Origin of the sequence: Pseudomonas gingeri, assembly GCF_013385425.1 — a bacterium.
Lineage (GTDB): Bacteria > Pseudomonadota > Gammaproteobacteria > Pseudomonadales > Pseudomonadaceae > Aquipseudomonas > Aquipseudomonas gingeri_D.
This window is the reverse complement of the sequence record NZ_JACAQA010000005.1, coordinates 114,384-131,834: the sequence shown is the minus strand read 5'-3', so window position 1 is coordinate 131,834 and position 17,451 is coordinate 114,384. Positions and strand designations below refer to the sequence as shown.

The following is a 17,451-nucleotide window of genomic DNA, read 5'->3' as shown; positions in this document are numbered from 1 at the left end:
GCGGGTTAGCCGACCGGGGCATTCTTGGAAAACCCGGCACATCCGAAGATGTCCCGCGCACAGCCGCCATTGCACAAAATGCCAAGCAGCAAAAAGCGCCGACATCATGATACGAGGGCGCTTGTGCGTCCATAAATGCCTTTCGACCGGCTAAGATCGATCACCGATACATCGGCGACGACCGAACTATAGTCCAGCCACTCACCCAATAGTCGCCGCTTTTACACCTTGAAATACGAGCCACTGCGGATGCCAGTAATGGCGATTTATCCGCCTCAACCAATCCCCACCTGATTACGCCCACTGTTCTTCGCCGAATACAGCCCCTTGTCCGCCGCCGAAATCAGATCGCGACAGTTGCTGCCCTGCTGCGGTATCACCGTGGACACCCCAATGCTGACCGTCAGCACCGCCCCCTCGCTCGGCATATTGTGCGGGATCTTCAACCCCGCCACGGTCTGGCGCAGTTTTTCCGCCACCAGTCGCGCCCCGCCTTGGGAGGTGTTCGGCAGCACCAACGCAAACTCTTCGCCACCATAACGCGCCGGCAGGTCCGACGGCCGGCTGCTGGACTCACGGATCGTCTCCGCCACCTTGCGCAAGGCTTCATCGCCGTCCAGGTGGCCAAAGCTGTCATTGAAGGCTTTGAAATAGTCCACGTCGATCATCAGCAACGACATCTGCGTCTGCTCGCGCTGCGCCCTTCTCCACTCCAACTCCAGGTACTCGTCGAAGTGCCGACGGTTGGACAACCCGGTCAAACCGTCAGAGTTCATCAAACGCTGCAGCACCAGGTTGGTGTCGAGCAATTGCTGCTGGCTGACCCGCAACGCCCGATACGCCGCATCACGCTGCAACAAGGTCATGTAGGAGCGCGAGTGATAACGAATGCGCGCCACCAGTTCGATATTGTCCGGTAACTTGACCAGGTAATCGTTGGCCCCGGCGGCAAAGGCCGCGCTCTTGATCAACGGGTCTTCCTTGGTGGAAAGCACGATGATCGGAATGTCCTTGGTTGCCGGATGATTGCGGTATTCGCGCACCAAGCTCAGGCCATCGAGGCCGGGCATCACCAGATCCTGCAGGATCACCGTCGGTTTGATGCGGATCGCCTGGGCAATCGCCTGGTGCGGATCAGCACAAAAGTGGAAATCGATATTGGTCTCGGTGGCCAATCCGCGCCGCACCGCCTCACCGATCATGGCCTGGTCGTCAACCAGCAACACCATCGCGGCGTTTTCGTCGGTGGTCTTGAAATCATACATCTGTAAATCATTCATACGCGGTCACCTGAAGTACTGCTTTCAAGCCAGGGCTGCTGACTATAGAACTCATGTCGGAAATATCTCCAGCAAACGTGGAGCGATCTTGTTCAGTGGACGAATTTCAACAGCCGCATCGATAGCCGCCGCTGCCTTGGGCATGCCGTACACCGCACTGCTCAATTGGTCCTGGGCGATGGTCAGGTAGCCGCGCTCGCGCATCAGCTTCAATCCCTGGGCACCGTCGCGCCCCATGCCCGTCAACAGCACGCCCACCGCATCGCCATTCCAGTAACTGGCGACACTCTCGAAAAACACATCGATGGAAGGCCGGTAGATCTCGTTCACGGGCTCGGCGGTATAGGCCAGGGTGCCGTTTTTCAACAAGCGGATATGGTGGTTCGTCCCGGCCAGCAGTACGGTGCCGCGTTGCGGCGCCTCGCCGTCGCGGGCCAGGCGCACTGGCAGGCCGCAGGCGCTGCTCAACCATTCGGCCATGCCGGCGGCAAATACCTGGTCGACATGCTGGACCAGAACGATCGCGGCGGAAAAATTAGCAGGCAAACCTTTCAGCAAGGTTTCCAAGGCCGCCGGCCCCCCGGCCGAAGAGCCGATGGCCACCAGCTTCTGTCGCGGACTGTCGTCCCGGGCCGGGCCGGGCACGCTGCGCACCTGGCTGCCGCGCTGGCCGATCAGCCAGCCGATATTGAGGATCTTGCGCAACAGCGGCGCCGCGGCTTCCTTCGGGTTGCCACCACCAATGGCCGGGGTATCGACCACATCCAGGGCACCGTGGCCCATGGCCTCGAACACCCGGTGAACGTTCTGTTGCCGGTCGACGGTGACAATGACAATGGCACAGGGCGACTCGGCCATGATCCGCCGGGTGGCTTCGACGCCATCCATCACCGGCATGATCAGGTCCATCAGGATCAGGTCCGGGGTCTCCTCGGCGCACTGTTTCACCGCTTCGGCGCCATTGCCGGCGACCCAGATCACTTGGTGTGCCGGCTCGAACGCCAGGGCTCGACGCAACGCTTCTACCGCCATGGGCATATCGTTGACGATGGCGATCCTCATCCCTGGGCTCCCCCGATCAGCTCGACCACGGCATCCAGCAAGGCGTCGTCATGAAAACTGGCCTTGGCCAGATAATAGTCAGCTCCGGCGTCCAGTCCACGTCGACGGTCTTCTTCACGGTCCTTGTAGGACACCACCATGACCGGCAGCGACTGCAAGCGCGTGTCTTTACGCAAGAGTGTGACCAATTCAATCCCGTCCATTCGTGGCATATCGATATCGGTGATCAACAGGTCAAAGTCTTCGGCGCGCAGGGCGTTCCAACCGTCCATGCCATCCACCGCGACCGCCACCTCGTAACCCCGGTTGAGCAGCAGTTTGCGTTGCAGTTCGCGCACGGTCAGGGAGTCGTCGACCACCAGCACGCGCTTGCGCACGGCCTCGCTGACCTGGCGATTGCGCCGGTCGATACGTTCCAGGCGACCGGTGTTGAGCAGCTTGTCCACCGAGCGCAGCATGTCCTCGACGTCGACGATCAGCACCGCCGAACCGTCGTCGAGCAAAGCCCCGGCGGAAATATCCTGGACCTTGCCCAGGCGTGGGTCCAGCGGCAACACCACCAGGGTGCGCTCGCCGATAAAGCGTTCCACCTCGACCCCATAGACCGCATCACGCTCGCGGATCACCACGACCTTGAGGTTGCCATCATGGTGTTCGCTGGCCGGGCGCTGCAACAGCTGGCTGGCCGCCACCAGCCCGACATGCCGGCCTTCGTGCCAGAAGTGCTGGCGTCCCTCGAGTTGCACAATGTCCTCGGGGGCCAGGTCGCACATGCGTTCGATATGGGCCAGGGGAAAGGCATAGGCCTCGCCACCGACTTCCACCACCAGGCTGCGCACAACCGACAAGGTCAGCGGTACTTCGAGGTGGAAACGGCTGCCCTGCCCCGCCACCTGCTCCAGCACCACGGCACCGTGCAACTGGCGGACCATATGCTGCACGGCGTCAAGGCCGACCCCACGCCCGGAGACTTCGGTGACCTTGTCCCGCAGGCTGAAACCCGGCAGGAAGAGGAAACTCAGCAGCTCTTCTTCGCTCAGTTGGGCGGCGGTCTCGGCCGGGGACAACTGGCGCTCGATCACGCTGCGGCGGACCCGCTCCAGGTCCACGCCGGCGCCGTCGTCGCTCAATTGCAGCACCAGCAACCCGGCCTGGTGCGAGGCCCGCAGACGAATCAGGCCTTCGGCCGGCTTGCCGGCCAACACCCGCAGCTCAGGGCTTTCGATGCCATGGTCCACGGCATTGCGCAGCAGATGGGTCAGCGGCGCTTCGAGCTTTTCCAGCACGTCGCGGTCGACCTGGGTTTTCTCCCCTTCGATTTCCAGACGCACCTGTTTGCCCAGGCTGCGGCCCAGGTCACGGACCATCCGCACCTGACCGCTCAGCACATCGGCAAAGGGCCGCATACGACAAGCCAGGGCGGTGTCATACAGGACCTGGGCGCGCTGGCTGGCCTGCCAGCCGAATTCGTCCAGTTCCAGGGTTTGCGCCGTCAGCATCTGCTGGGACTCGGCCAGCAAACGCCGGGCATCGCCCAGGGCCTCCTCGGCTTCCAGGCTCAGGCCGACGCTCTTCAAGTGATCGCTGAGCTGGTCCAGGGCGCGCAGGCCTTTGTCCTGCATGCGCCGCATCCGTTGCATCGTCGCCAGATAAGGCTTGATGCGCTGGGTTTCCACCAGGGACTTGCTCGACAGGTCGAGCAGGCTGTTCAAACGTTCGGCGGTGACCCGCAACACCCGTTCACCACCTTCGGCGACCCGACGGCCCGGGAGCGTCAGTTCCGGCGACGGGGGTTCCGCCAACGCGCTATCAAGAGGCAGAGCTTCAAGATCGGCGGCCACAGACGACGGCACGAACGCGACTTGCGCCGGCTCGGGCGCCACCGGCCCCCCCCGCGCAGTGGCCGCCGCCGGATCGAGCAACGCCTGCAACCGCAGGACATAGGCTTCGATCTCCAGTGGCCCGACATTGGCGCTGGGCGTGGCGATGCGCATCAGCAAGTCGGTGCCGTGCAGCAAGGCGTCGATATGCTCCGCTTGCAGATACAACCGACCTTCCTGGGCGCTGACCAGGCAATCCTCCATCACATGGGCGACGCTGACCCCGGCATCCACGCCGACAATCCGCGCCGCGCCCTTGAGGGAATGGGCAGCACGCATGCAGGCTTCGAGCTGGTCGGCCTGGGTCGGATTGCGCTCCAGGGCCAGGAGGCCGGCGCTGAGCACCTGGGTCTGGGCCTCGGCCTCCAGACTGAACAGTTCCAGCAGCGACGAGTCGCGCATTTGATCGGGGGTCATGTGAAGCTCCGGGTCACGGCCGACAGCAATTGCTCTTCATCCAGCCAACGCAGGCTACACCCCCTGAACGGCAGTACACCACGGGTAAACCGCGCGCTGGCCTGGGGCCCGGCGGCGCTGGCATTGTCGAGCAGGCGCTGGTCGATGGCATGGATACCGTCCACTTCATCCACCGGCAGCACCACCGGACCGCCCTGGGCGCCGACAATCAGCATGCGCGGCATGATCCGACCGCCTGGCGTGACCGTGATCGAGGCGTCCAGCCCGAGCAACTCCACCAGCGACAGACAGGCCACCAAGGCACCGCGCACATTGGCCACACCGAGCAAGGCCCGCGAGCGCTGGTGCGGCAGCGAATGAATCGTCTGCAGCGGCGCGACTTCCACCAGGCAGCGGGTGGCCAGGCCCAGCCATTCCTCGCCGAGGCGGAACATCAGCAGCGAACGGGTGACCACATCACTGGCGGCCTCGACCACCGCGCCCTGCTCGGGACGCTCCTGTTGCAACGAGTAACGGTCCAGCAGGCGCGTGGCCGCGGCGGAATACACCGCACAGTTGCGGCAGTGGATATGTTCGATCAGCAGCGGGCAGGACTTGTCGCCGTGGATGCCGATGCGGTTCCAGCAATCGTCGATTTTCTCGGCGTCGTGGTGGGTCAGGTTCAGGTCTGTCAAACCGCTCATCGTTTACGCTCACTGTCAGCGGTGCGCTCGCTACGGGCGGCGCGTTCCTGCAATCGCCGGGCGCCTGCCACATCCCCCTGGGAAGCCAGCAGGGCCGCCAGGTGGACGAGGGCCTCGGGATGTTGCGGTTCCAGGTATAAAGCCTTGCGATAAAACCCCTGGGCCTCCAGCGCACTGCCGGCCACGTCGCTCAGCAGGCCCAGCCAGTAGAAGACCTGGGCCACCGGCTCGTGTTGGCGCAGGTAGGTTTCGCAGGCCTGGCGCGCCTGGGCGCCGTTGCCTTCGTTGGCCAGGGTGGCAATCCGCGCCAGCAGGCCGGCCGCGTCGTTCGAGACCAGCGACACTGGCGCGGCGGGCGTGAACACCGCGCTGGGGGCAAACGGTCGGCGCAGAGGCAACACCGGCGCGCTGACGGGTTGCGACACACGCACCGGCAAAGGCGGCGGGACGATCACCGGCAGGGGTTGGGGCTCGACTTCCGTCGCGCGGCGAAAGGCAAAGGACTGCGCCGCGCCGATGGAGCGCATGCCCATCCGCCCCAGCAGGTTGCCCTCGGCCGGGCCGATAAACAGCACACCATCAACATGGGTAAGGCGCTTGAGAATGTCGAAGACCTGGCGTTGCGTCGCCAGGTCGAAATAGATCAGCAGGTTGCGACAGAACACGAAGTCATAGACCTCGCCGACCCGCAACTCGGGGTCAAGCAGGTTGCCGCTCTGCAAACGCACCTGTTCGCGAACTCGCTCGCTGAGCCGGTAACCGTCCGCCAGGGCAGTGAAATGCCGCTCGCGAAACTCGAGACCCTGGCCGCGGAAGGAGTTCTTGCCGTACACCGCGCGCTTGGCCCGTTCCACAGACAACGGGCTGACATCGATGCCGTCGACCTTGAACTGGTGCGGCGCCAAGCCTGCATCGAGCAGGGCCATGGCAATCGAATAGGGCTCTTCGCCGGTGGAACAGGGCAGGCTGAGGATCTTCAAGGCACGCATGCCCTTGATCTGTGCCAGCCGCTCGCTGGCCAGGCGCGCCAGGGTCGAAAAGGATTCCGGATAACGGAAGAACCAGGTTTCCGGGACAATCACCGCCTCGATCAACGCTTGCTGTTCCTCGCCGTTGGTCTGCAAGCGGGTCCAGTAGTGGTCCGTCGAGGGCATCTGCAACTGAGTACAACGCTGGCGCACGGCACGCTCGATAATCGCCGGGCCGACCGAAGCCACGTCGAGGCCGATGCGGTGCTTGAGGAAATCGAAAAAGCGCTGGTCGTCACTCATGGGCGCATCTCATCCACCGTTGGAAACAGCAGCGCGCGCACCTCGGCATTGAGCAGGTCATTGACCCGAATACGTTGCAGCAGGCCCTGGGCATCTTCGCGCACCGGCCCCAGGTAGGGCGCCGCGCGGTTGTCCAGGCCATAGGGCTGGAAGTCCGCCGGGTTGCAACGCAGGGTATCGGTGGCCTGTTCGAGAATCAGCCCGAGCAACTGCCCGGGCACCTCGTCGGCGGGACGGTAATGCACCAGCACCAACCGTGTACTGGTACGCGCCGCCGCCGGTTCGCCGAAGGTCATGGCGCTGACGTCGATCACCGGGACCATCGCGCCACGATGGGCCAGCACTCCCGCAACCCAGGCCGGGGCCTGGGCAATCGGCTTGAGTTGCAGGCGCGGCAGCACCTCGACCACTTCCACGGCCTCCAGGGCATAGCGTTCGCCCTGGATACGAAAGACCAGGAACAGGCTGTTCCTGCGCTGCGCGCTGGCGACGCGTTTCGCCCCCCACTCGCTCATCAGACTTTGAAACGCGAGACGCCGCTGCGCAGGCCCACCGCGACCTGGCTCAGCTCGTCGATGGCGAAACTGGCCTGGCGCAGGGATTCGACGGTCTGGCTGCTGGCATCGCCCAGTTGTACCAGGGCGAGGTTGATCTGTTCGGCACCGGTGGCCTGGGCCTGCATGCCTTCGTTGACCATCAGCACCCGCGGCGCCAGGGCCTGGACCTGATGGATGATCTGCGACAGTTGCTCGCCGACCTGCTGCACTTCGAACATGCCGCGGCGCACTTCCTCGGAGAACTTGTCCATGCCCATCACCCCGGCGGACACCGCCGACTGGATCTCGCGGACCATCTGTTCGATGTCGTAGGTGGCGACGGCGGTCTGGTCCGCCAGGCGCCGCACTTCGGTGGCGACCACGGCAAAACCGCGACCGTACTCACCGGCCTTTTCCGCCTCGATGGCGGCGTTGAGGGACAACAGGTTGGTCTGGTCGGCGACCTTGACGATGGTCACCACCACCTGATTGATGTTGCCGGCCTTCTCGTTGAGGATCGCCAGCTTGGCGTTCACCAGGTCGGCGGCGCCCATCACCGAGTGCATGGTTTCTTCCATGCGCGCCAGCCCTTGCTGGCCGGAACCGGCGAGCACAGAGGCCTGGTCGGCGGCGGTGGAGACTTCGGTCATGGTCCGCACCAGGTCGCGGGAAGTCGCGGCGATTTCCCGCGAGGTCGCGCCGATCTCGGTGGTGGTCGCGGCGGTTTCGGTGGCCGTGGCCTGCTGTTGCCTGGAGGTGGCGGCGATTTCCGTCACCGAGGTGGTGACCTGCACCGAAGAGCGCTGGGCCTGGGAAACCAGGGCCGTGAGCTCGGTCATCATGTCGTTGAAGCCGGTCTCCACCGCCCCGAACTCGTCCTTGCGCGCCAGGTTCAGGCGGCTGCTCAGGTCACCGGTACGCATGATTTCAAGAATTTCGACAATCCGCTGCATCGGCGCCATGATCGCTCGCATCAGCAGCAGGCCACAGAGGCCGGCAGCGATCACCGCGATCAGCAGGGAAACACCCATGCTGAGTTTCGCCGCTGACACGGCGGCGGAAATCGAGTCCGTGTCCTGGTCGGCGACGTCCTTGTTCTGGTTGATGATGTCATTGAGTTGCTTGCGACCTTCGGCCCAGGCAGGCGCCAATTGCTCGTTGAACATCCGGATAGCCTGGTCGTTCTGCTTGTGCTGATAGAGATCGAGCACGCTGGCCAGCAACTTGTCGTAAGCCACCCGCTCACGCTTGAATACGTCGAAGGCCGCTTGGTCTTCCTGGCTGAAAATGGTCTTCTGATAGTTCTCGATCTGCACGTTCAGACGGTTTTCGAAGTCCTTGAACTGCGCCTGGTCAGCGGCACTGATATCGCCGTCGGCGGTGAACCCCAGCAATTGCTGGGTCAGCACATAGCTGTCGACCCAGGCACTGCGGATCATGGTGCTGTAGTAGACCCCGGGAATGGCGTCGGTACGCACACTCTCCTCACTGGATTCGATCGACAGCAACCGGGAGTACGAAGCAACGACCATCAGCAGCATGATCGCAATGATGACGGCAAAGCTTGCCAATATTCGTTGGCGCAACGTCCAGTTCTTCACTCGCAGTCCTCTAGAGCCATTCAAATGAGGGGCAGTATAGCCGAGCGTATGTCATCCTTGAGCAATCCGTTCGAGGAACCCAAGCCATGCCCGTCCTGCCCAGCTTACGCAGTCGTTTTGCGTTGATGATCGCCGTGCTGGTCAGCCTGCTGAGCTGGTTGCTGGGTTCGTTCATCAGCCACGACTCCAATTCGCGGATGATCAACGAAATCGGCCAGGATCTCGGCGAAAACGCCTACCAGATGGCGGATCGGCTGGACCGCGACATGGCCAGCCGGATTCACCTGCTGAGCGTCATCAGCCGGCTACAGGTGATGCAACAAGCCTCGGATACCCCACAGATCCGTCACCTGCTCGATCATTTGCAGGAAGAATTCCCGAGTTTCGCCTGGGTCGGTTTCGTCGCGCCCGACGGCGTGGTCAAGGCCGCGACCCATGGCGTTCTCGAACAGTCCGATATCAGCGAACGTCCCGTGTTCAAACAGGGCCGGGAACGCTTGTTCGTCGGGGACGTGCATGATGCCAAGCTACTGTCCAGACTGTTGCCCAACCCCACTGGCGAGGCCATGAAGTTCGTTGACATCAGCCTGCCGGTGTTCAGCGACGAGTCCGTCAACCTATCGTCACAAAATAAAGTAGGGGTACTCGCGGCGCACCTCTCCTGGGGCTGGGCCGAAGAGCTGCGCCAATCCTTGTTCGAACCCCAGCAGGCCCGGCGCAAGGTGGAGTTTTTCGTACTCGCGGCCAACCATCAGATCATCCTCGGTCCCCGCGAGTCGATCGGCCAGGCATTGCCCCTGCCCTTGTTCGACAACCTCGACCCACAACAGACCCGCTGGGGCGTCCAGCGCTGGCCGGACGGCAACGACTATCTCACGGGGATTGCCATGAGCCACGGTTATGGCAGCTATGCAGGGCTGGGCTGGACCGTGGTCACGCGCCAGACGCTCGATGAAGCCTACGCCCCGGCCAAGGAATTGCAACGTGACATCCTGGCCTGGGGCATTGCCCTGGCGGTGGTGATCGCCTTTGTCGGCTGGTTGCTGGCCACCTGGTTTACCCGACCGCTGCACGCTATCGCCCGGGCCGCCGACCGCTTGAGCCTCGGTGAATCCATGGAAATTCCCGAGGTCAGGGGCACCCGGGAAATCGCCCAGTTGAGCCAGTCGATCCGCCATCTGGTGGACAGCCTGAGCAATCAGCAGACCGCCCTGGGGATGATGGAAAGCCTGGCCCACCATGACGCCCTGACCGGCCTGCCGAACCGTGCCGCTCTGGAGAAATACCTGCCGCGCGCCCAGCAGCGCAGCCAGGCACAGAACCAATACCTGGCGTTGCTGTACCTGGACCTCGACGGTTTCAAGCCGATCAACGACCAGTTCGGCCATGCCGGCGGCGATGAGCTGCTCAGGGAAGTGGCAAGTCGCTTGCGCGTCTGCCTGCGCGAAGGCGATCTGGTGGCACGCCTGGGCGGCGACGAGTTCCTGATGGTGCTGCAAGTGCCCCGCCACGATGCCATTGACCAGGCACGCGGCATTGCCGAACGCGTGCTCGCCAGCCTGGGGCAATCCTTCCGGGTGCACGATGTCCCGGCCTGGATCGGTTGCAGCATCGGCGGCGCGTTGTGGCCCCTGGATGCCGCGGACCTGAGCGACGTGCTCGGCCTGGCGGACCAGGCCTTGTACCGCGCCAAGCATGCGGGCAAGGGCCAGGCGCACTTTCATGAAGCAGCAGAGGCTGGCGGGTCGCACTGAGGCGCCCACCACCTGCAAGGCCATCGATTAAAAAGATATACACTGGGTCGCATCCATAAAAACAACCCGCCGGCTAACCGGCATCGGTGCGCACCCCATGATGACCCTGCGTCAGATCCGTCACTTTATCGCCGTGGCCGAGACCGGCTCGATCTCGGCCGCCGCCCAGGCGGTGTTCATTTCCCAGTCGACCCTGACCCTGGCGATCCAGCAACTGGAACAGGAGATCGGCGTCAGCCTGTTCAACCGCCATGCCAAGGGCATGACCCTGACCCACCAGGGCCACCAGTTCCTGCGCCAGGCGCACCTGATCCTGGCCACCGTCGACAACGCCAAGCGCAGCCTGCAACAGAGCACCGACCAGGTGGCCGGGCAACTGACCATCGGCGTGACCAGCCTGGTGGCCGGCTACTACCTCGCCGACCTGCTGACCCGTTTCCAGCGCGCCTACCCCAATGTGGAAATCCGCGTGATGGAAGACGAGCGGCCCTATATCGAGCACTTGCTGGTCAGCGGCGAGATCGATGTCGGGGTGCTGATCCTCTCCAACCTCGAAGACCGCCACGCCCTGCAGACCGAGGTCCTGACCCACTCTCCCCATCGCCTGTGGCTGCCGGCCCAGCATCCGCTGCTGGAACACGACAGCATCAACCTGGCCGACGTCGCCCGCGAGCCGCTGATCCAGCTCAATGTCGATGAAATGGACCGCAATGCCCAGCGCATGTGGCGCGGCGCCGGCCTGCAACCGCGGATCACCTTGCGTACCGCGTCCACCGAAGCAGTGCGGAGCCTGGTGGCGGCCGGGCTGGGAGTGTCGATCCAACCGGACATGACCTACCGGCCCTGGTCGCTGGAGGGCGACATCATCGAAGCCCGGCCCCTGGCCGACCTGAGCCAGACCCTCGACGTCGGCCTGGCCTGGCGCCGGGGCACCGCCCGACCGCCGCTGGTGGACCCGTTCCTGACCGTGGCTCGCGAACAACCCCACGGCGGCCGCAAGCCATCTATTTAATCGAACGCTGCATTCAGTATTTAGTATTTGTCGACCTCCCGTCCGCCCACTAGTCTCTTGCCATCCATCTAGAGAAAGGCCGGACTCCAGCGATAGGGGAAGCTCCATGGCCACACAAGAAAAGAGAACTCGTAAAATGGCTGGCGCGCACCCGACCCCACTGTTCACCGCCTTGCTGATCGACGGTGAACTCGTTGCCGGCCAGGGTTTTGTCGAGCCGATCCTCAACCCGGCCACGGGCGAGGTGCTCACCCATATCGCCGAAGCCAGCAGTGAACAGGTCGAAAGCGCCATCCTCGCCGCCCACCGGGCCTTTGCCGGCTGGTCGCGGACCACTCCGCAGCAACGGGCCAATATCCTCCTGGCCATTGCCGATGCGGTGGAAAAAAACGCCGACCTGCTGGCCCGCCTGGAATCGCTGAACTGCGGCAAGCCCCTGCACCTGGCCCGCCAGGACGATCTCAGCGCCACCGTCGACGTATTCCGCTTCTTCGCCGGCGCCGTGCGCTGCCAGACCGGCCAGCTATCCGGCGAATACCTGCCGGGCTACACCAGCATGGTCCGCCGCGACCCGATTGGCGTGGTGGCCTCCATTGCACCGTGGAACTACCCGATCATGATGGCCGCGTGGAAAATCGCCCCGGCCCTGGCCGCCGGCAACACCTTGGTGTTCAAGCCCTCGGAACACACACCGCTGTCGATCCTGGCCCTGGCGCCGGTCCTCGCCGAGCTACTGCCGCCGGGGGTGATCAATATCGTCTGCGGCGGTGGCGAAGGGGTCGGCAGCCATCTGGTCAGCCACCCGAAAGTGCGCATGGTGTCGCTGACCGGCGATATCGTCACCGGCCAGAAAATCCTCCAGGCCGCCGCCAAAAGCGTGAAGCGCACCCACCTGGAACTGGGCGGCAAGGCCCCGGTGATCGTCTGCAACGACGCCGACCTGCAGGCCGTGGTCGAAGGCGTGCGCAGCTACGGCTACTACAACGCCGGGCAGGATTGCACCGCCGCCTGCCGGATCTACGCCCAGGCCGGGATTCACGACAAATTGGTGGCCGAACTCGGCGCGGCGGTCAGCAGCCTGCGGTTTGCCGGCAAGCGCGACGCCGACAATGAAATCGGTCCGCTGATCAGCACCCGCCAGCGCGACCGCGTCGCCAGCTTTGTCGAACGCGCCCTCGGGCAACCGCATATCGAACGGGTCACCGGCGCGGCCGTACATTCCGGGGCCGGCTTCTATTACCAGCCGACCCTGCTCGCCGGTTGCAGGCAGAGCGACGAAATCGTCCAGCGCGAAGTGTTCGGCCCGGTGGTCACCGTGACCCGCTTCGATGAACTGAGCCAGGCGGTGGACTGGGCCAACGACTCGGAATACGGCCTGGCCTCGTCGGTCTGGACCCAGAACCTGGACAAGGCCATGCAGGTGGCATCACGCCTGCAATACGGCTGCACCTGGATCAACAGCCATTTCATGCTGGTCAGCGAAATGCCCCACGGCGGCCTGAAGCGCTCCGGTTACGGCAAGGATCTGTCCAGCGATTCGCTTCAGGACTACAGCGTGGTGCGACACATCATGGCGCGCCACGGCCAGCATTTGTAAGACGCTCTACTCTAATAACCAGCCCGCAAACGGCACGCTGCATCACGTTCAACTGCCCCGACCATAATTAAAGAAGAGGGAATCCCCATGTTCGTGCACAAGACCGCACTGCTCAGTGCAATGACCACCGCGCTGCTGGCCAGCGTCTCGATCCAGGCCGCCGAGCCGCTGAAAGCCGTCGGGGCGGGCGAAGGCCAACTGGATATCGTCGCCTGGCCCGGCTACATCGAACGCGGCGAAAGCGACAAGGCCTACGACTGGGTGACGGGCTTCGAGAAGGAAACCGGTTGCAAGGTCAGCGTGAAAACCGCGGCCACCTCCGATGAAATGGTCAGTCTGATGGCCAAGGGCGGTTATGACCTGGTCACCGCCTCCGGAGACGCCTCCCTGCGGCTGATCGTCGGCAAGCGTGTGCAACCGATCAACACCGCGTTGATCCCGAACTGGAAGAACCTCGACCCGCGTCTCAAGGATGCGCCGTGGTATGTGGTCAACAAGCAGACCTACGGCACGCCTTATCAGTGGGGCCCGAACGTGCTGATGTACAACACCAACGTGTTCAAGCAGGCACCGACCAGTTGGGGCGTGATCTTCGATCCGCAGAGCCTGCCGGACGGCAAGCCGAACAAGGGCCGCGTGCAGGCCTATGACGGCCCGATCTATATCGCCGACGCGGCGCTGTACCTGAAATCGGCCAAGCCGGAACTGGGCATCCAGAACCCCTATGAACTGACCGAAACCCAGTACAAGGCCGTGCTCGACCTGCTGCGCGCGCAACAGCCGTTGATCCATCGCTACTGGCATGACGCGACCGTGCAGATGAGCGACTTCAAGAACGAGGGCGTCGCCGCCTCCAGTTCCTGGGGTTATATGGTCAACGGCTTGCAGGCGGACAAGCAGCCGGTGGCGTCGACCATTCCGAAGGAAGGCGTCACCGGCTGGGCCGACACCACCATGCTGCACGCCGATGCCAAGCACCCGAACTGCGCCTACAAGTGGATGGACTGGTCGTTGCAGCCCAAGGTCCAGGGTGATGTCGCGGCCTGGTTCGGCTCGTTGCCGGCGGTCCCGGCGGCGTGCAAGGAAAGCGAGTTGCTGGGGGCTGAAGGTTGCAAGACCAATGGCTTCGACCACTTCGACAAGATCGCCTTCTGGACCACTCCGCAGGCAGCGGGCGGCAAGTTCGTGCCGTACAGCCGCTGGACCCAGGATTACATCGCGATCATGGGAGGTCGTTGAGTCCCACGCGGTCCTGAACACAACCCGAAACCTGTAGGAGCAGAGCTTGCTCGCGAAGAGGCCCGTGAGGCCGCTAAAAGCGTCGCGGCGATGCGGCGTCCCGACAAGCCCTGCTCCTACAAGGGATCTGTGTCGCACACCGAGGTTGCGCACGACACAAATCCTGTAGGAGCCGGCTTGCCGGCGATGGCGTCCGAACAGGCGGCGCGCTGTGAGTCAGACCGCTCTCCACCGTTTCAGCTTTTTCAGAAGTCCAGGCCGGGCCGCTGCGGCGACCCACGCCTTCTCGGAGCACCGCATCATGACACTTGCAGTCCAGTTCACCCACGTTTCCCGTCAGTTCGGCGAAGTGAAAGCCGTTGACCGGGTTTCCATCGATATCCAGGACGGCGAGTTCTTTTCCATGCTCGGCCCTTCCGGCTCAGGCAAGACCACCTGCCTGCGCCTGATCGCCGGCTTCGAACAACCCAGCGCCGGCTCGATCCGCATCCATGGCGAAGAAGCCGCCGGCCTGCCGCCCTATCAGCGCGATGTGAACACGGTGTTCCAGGATTACGCGCTGTTCCCCCATATGAACGTGCGCGACAACGTCGCCTACGGTTTGAAAGTCAAAGGCGTCGGCAAAACCGAACGCCTGAACCGTGCCGAAGAAGCCCTGGGCATGGTCGCCCTGGCCGGCTACGGCGAGCGCAAGCCGGTGCAGCTCTCCGGCGGCCAGCGCCAGCGGGTGGCCCTGGCCCGCGCCCTGGTCAATCGCCCCCGCGTGCTGCTGCTCGACGAGCCCCTCGGCGCCCTCGACCTCAAGTTGCGCGAACAGATGCAGGGCGAGCTGAAAAAGCTCCAGCGCCAACTGGGCATCACCTTCATCTTCGTCACCCACGACCAGACCGAAGCCCTGTCCATGTCCGACCGCGTCGCCGTATTCAACAAGGGCCGCATCGAACAGGTCGACAGCCCGCGCAACCTCTATATGAAACCGGCCACCGTGTTTGTCGCCGAGTTCGTCGGCACCTCCAACGTGATTCGCGGCGAGCTGGCGAAACAGCTCTGTGGCAGCGACCTGCCGCTGTCGATCCGTCCGGAACACGTGCGCTTCGCCGACGGTCCGGTGCAAGGTCATGAGGTCGAGATCAGCGGCCTGCTCCACGATATCCAGTACCAGGGCAGCGCCACCCGCTACGAACTGAAACTGGACAACGGCCAGACCCTGAACATCAGCCAGCCCAACAGCCAATGGCAGGCCATCCATACCGGACACCAGGCCGGCCAGCGCATCACCGCGCGCTGGGCGCGGGAAGCCATGACCGTGCTGGCGAGCGAGGCCTGAGATGAACACCCTCGCCCTCCCCCAAGCGACCGCGGCCGGCTCACCGATGCGGCGCTTCGCCAACCTGTTGTACCGCCGCCCCAACGTCTACCTGGCGCTGCTGCTGGTGCCGCCACTGATCTGGTTCGGCGCGATCTACCTCGGCTCGCTGCTGACCCTGCTCTGGCAGGGGTTCTACACCTTCGACGACTTCACCATGGCGGTCACCCCGGACCTGACCCTGGCCAACTTCGCCGCGCTGTTCGCGCCGTCGAACTTCGACATCATCCTGCGTACCCTGGGCATGGCGGTGGTGGTGTCCATCGTCGCCGGCTTTATCGCCTTTCCCATCGCCTACTACATGGCGCGCTACACCACCGGCAAGACCAAGGCGTTCTTCTATATCGCGGTGATGATGCCGATGTGGGCCAGCTATATCGTCAAGGCCTACGCCTGGACGCTGCTGCTGGCCAAGGGCGGCGTCGCCCAGTGGTTCGTCCAGCACCTCGGGCTGGAGCCGCTGCTGCAGTTCATCCTGGGGATTCCCGGGATTGGCGGTAGCACCTTGTCGACCTCGCACCTGGGACGCTGCCTGGTGTTCGTCTATATCTGGCTGCCGTTCATGATCCTGCCGATCCAGGCCTCCCTGGAGCGCCTGCCGCCGTCGCTGTTGCAAGCGTCCGCGGACCTCGGCGCCAAGCCGCGCCAGACCTTTATGCAGGTGGTCCTGCCGCTGTCGATTCCGGGCATCGCGGCGGGATCGATCTTCACCTTCTCGCTGACCCTGGGCGACTTTATCGTGCCGCAACTGATCGGCCCGCCCGGCTACTTCGTCGGCAGCATGGTCTACGCCCAACAGGGCGCCATCGGCAATATGCCGATGGCCGCGGCCTTCACCCTGGTGCCGATCGTGCTGATCGCCGTGTACCTGTCCATCGTCAAACGCCTGGGGGCCTTCGATGCGCTCTAATTCACAACATGGGGACAAGGCCTCCCTGGGTCTGCGCCTGGCCGCCTGGGGCGGACTGGTGTTCCTGCATTTTCCGATCCTGATCATCTTCCTCTACGCCTTCAACACCGAGGACTCGGCCTTCAGCTTCCCGCCCCAGGGCTTCACCCTGAAGTGGTTCAGCGTGGCCTTCGCCCGGCCCGATGTACTGGAAGCCATCAAGCTGTCGTTGCAGATCGCCGCGATTGCCACGCTGATCGCCATGCTGCTCGGCACCCTGGCCTCGGCCGCCCTGTATCGCCGGGACTTCTTCGGCAAGCAGGGCATCTCGCTGATGCTGATCCTACCCATAGCCCTGCCGGGGATCATCACCGGGATCGCCTTGCTGGCAACCTTCAAGACCCTGGGGATCGAGCCGGGGATGTTCACCATCATTGTCGGCCACGCGACCTTCTGCGTGGTGATCGTCTACAACAACGTCATCGCCCGCTTGCGGCGCACCTCCCACAGCCTGATCGAGGCCTCGATGGACCTGGGCGCCGACGGCTGGCAGACCTTCCGCTACATCGTCCTGCCGAACCTCGGCTCGGCGTTGCTGGCCGGCGGCATGCTGGCGTTTGCCCTGTCATTCGACGAGATCATCGTCACCACCTTTACCGCCGGCCATGAACGCACCTTGCCGATCTGGCTGCTCAACCAGCTCAGCCGGCCACGGGATGTGCCCGTGACCAACGTGGTCGCCATGCTGGTGATGATGGTCACGATGCTGCCGATTCTCGGCGCCTACTACCTGACTCGCGGCGGCGAAAGCGTGGCGGGCAGTGGCGGCAAATAACCCATTTCCAAAGGTTCGGTGTTTATCGA

Annotated in this window: 14 protein-coding genes; 7 read left to right on the top strand and 7 right to left on the bottom strand. The window is 63.7% G+C overall.

All coding sequences use genetic code 11. The features are described 5' to 3' along the window. Positions 1–275 precede the first annotated feature (275 nt). The 7 genes from HX830_RS08290 to HX830_RS08260 are packed head-to-tail and all read right to left on the bottom strand — an operon-like array spanning position 276 to position 8,730. Positions 276–1,280, bottom strand: a complete 1,005-nt coding sequence (locus HX830_RS08290) for a response regulator (RefSeq protein ID WP_177099741.1) — start codon at positions 1,278–1,280, stop codon at positions 276–278. Between the two features lie 51 nt (positions 1,281–1,331). Then, positions 1,332–2,342 (bottom strand): chemotaxis response regulator protein-glutamate methylesterase, encoded by a 1,011-nt coding sequence (locus HX830_RS08285; RefSeq protein WP_177099739.1) that lies wholly within the window; start codon positions 2,340–2,342, stop codon positions 1,332–1,334. Continuing rightward, entirely contained in the window at positions 2,339–4,639 is a 2,301-nt protein-coding gene (locus HX830_RS08280; protein WP_177099737.1) for a hybrid sensor histidine kinase/response regulator, read from the bottom strand. Before HX830_RS08280 ends, HX830_RS08285 begins: the two co-directional genes overlap by 4 nt. Continuing rightward, the gene (locus HX830_RS08275; protein ID WP_177099735.1) at positions 4,636–5,322 is read right to left on the bottom strand and encodes a chemotaxis protein CheW; all 687 of its coding nucleotides are present in this window, start codon (positions 5,320–5,322) and stop codon (positions 4,636–4,638) included. The genes HX830_RS08280 and HX830_RS08275 overlap by 4 nt, the downstream gene beginning before the upstream one ends. Then, a complete protein-coding gene (locus HX830_RS08270; protein ID WP_177099733.1) occupies positions 5,319–6,593 on the bottom strand; it encodes a CheR family methyltransferase in 1,275 nt (424 codons plus the stop codon). Before HX830_RS08270 ends, HX830_RS08275 begins: the two co-directional genes overlap by 4 nt. Continuing rightward, a complete protein-coding gene (locus HX830_RS08265) occupies positions 6,590–7,108 on the bottom strand; it encodes a chemotaxis protein CheW (protein ID WP_177099731.1) in 519 nt (172 codons plus the stop codon). Before HX830_RS08265 ends, HX830_RS08270 begins: the two co-directional genes overlap by 4 nt. Then, positions 7,108–8,730, bottom strand: coding sequence for a methyl-accepting chemotaxis protein (locus HX830_RS08260; protein WP_177099729.1), 1,623 nt, complete (start codon positions 8,728–8,730; stop codon positions 7,108–7,110). Before HX830_RS08260 ends, HX830_RS08265 begins: the two co-directional genes overlap by 1 nt. A gap of 86 nt (positions 8,731–8,816) precedes the next feature. Between HX830_RS08260 and HX830_RS08255 the strand changes: the two genes are divergently transcribed. The 7 genes from HX830_RS08255 to HX830_RS08225 all read left to right on the top strand — a co-directional run bounded on the left by HX830_RS08255 (position 8,817) and on the right by HX830_RS08225 (position 17,422). Continuing rightward, a complete protein-coding gene (locus HX830_RS08255; RefSeq protein ID WP_152740192.1) occupies positions 8,817–10,484 on the top strand; it encodes a diguanylate cyclase domain-containing protein in 1,668 nt (555 codons plus the stop codon). 97 nt (positions 10,485–10,581) lie between these two features. After that, a complete protein-coding gene (locus tag HX830_RS08250; RefSeq protein WP_100942371.1) occupies positions 10,582–11,496 on the top strand; it encodes a LysR family transcriptional regulator in 915 nt (304 codons plus the stop codon). A gap of 106 nt (positions 11,497–11,602) precedes the next feature. Then, positions 11,603–13,093 (top strand): gamma-aminobutyraldehyde dehydrogenase, encoded by a 1,491-nt coding sequence (locus HX830_RS08245; protein ID WP_177099727.1) that lies wholly within the window; start codon positions 11,603–11,605, stop codon positions 13,091–13,093. Between the two features lie 87 nt (positions 13,094–13,180). Continuing rightward, a complete protein-coding gene (ydcS, locus tag HX830_RS08240) occupies positions 13,181–14,332 on the top strand; it encodes a putative ABC transporter substrate-binding protein YdcS (protein WP_103495179.1) in 1,152 nt (383 codons plus the stop codon). A 301-nt stretch (positions 14,333–14,633) separates the two neighbouring features. After that, entirely contained in the window at positions 14,634–15,659 is a 1,026-nt protein-coding gene (locus tag HX830_RS08235; RefSeq protein ID WP_152740190.1) for an ABC transporter ATP-binding protein, read from the top strand. Between the two features lies 1 nt (position 15,660). Beyond that, positions 15,661–16,608, top strand: coding sequence for an ABC transporter permease (locus HX830_RS08230; RefSeq protein WP_152740189.1), 948 nt, complete (start codon positions 15,661–15,663; stop codon positions 16,606–16,608). Next, positions 16,598–17,422, top strand: a complete 825-nt coding sequence (locus tag HX830_RS08225; RefSeq protein WP_152740188.1) for an ABC transporter permease — start codon at positions 16,598–16,600, stop codon at positions 17,420–17,422. Before HX830_RS08230 ends, HX830_RS08225 begins: the two co-directional genes overlap by 11 nt. Positions 17,423–17,451 lie beyond the last annotated feature (29 nt).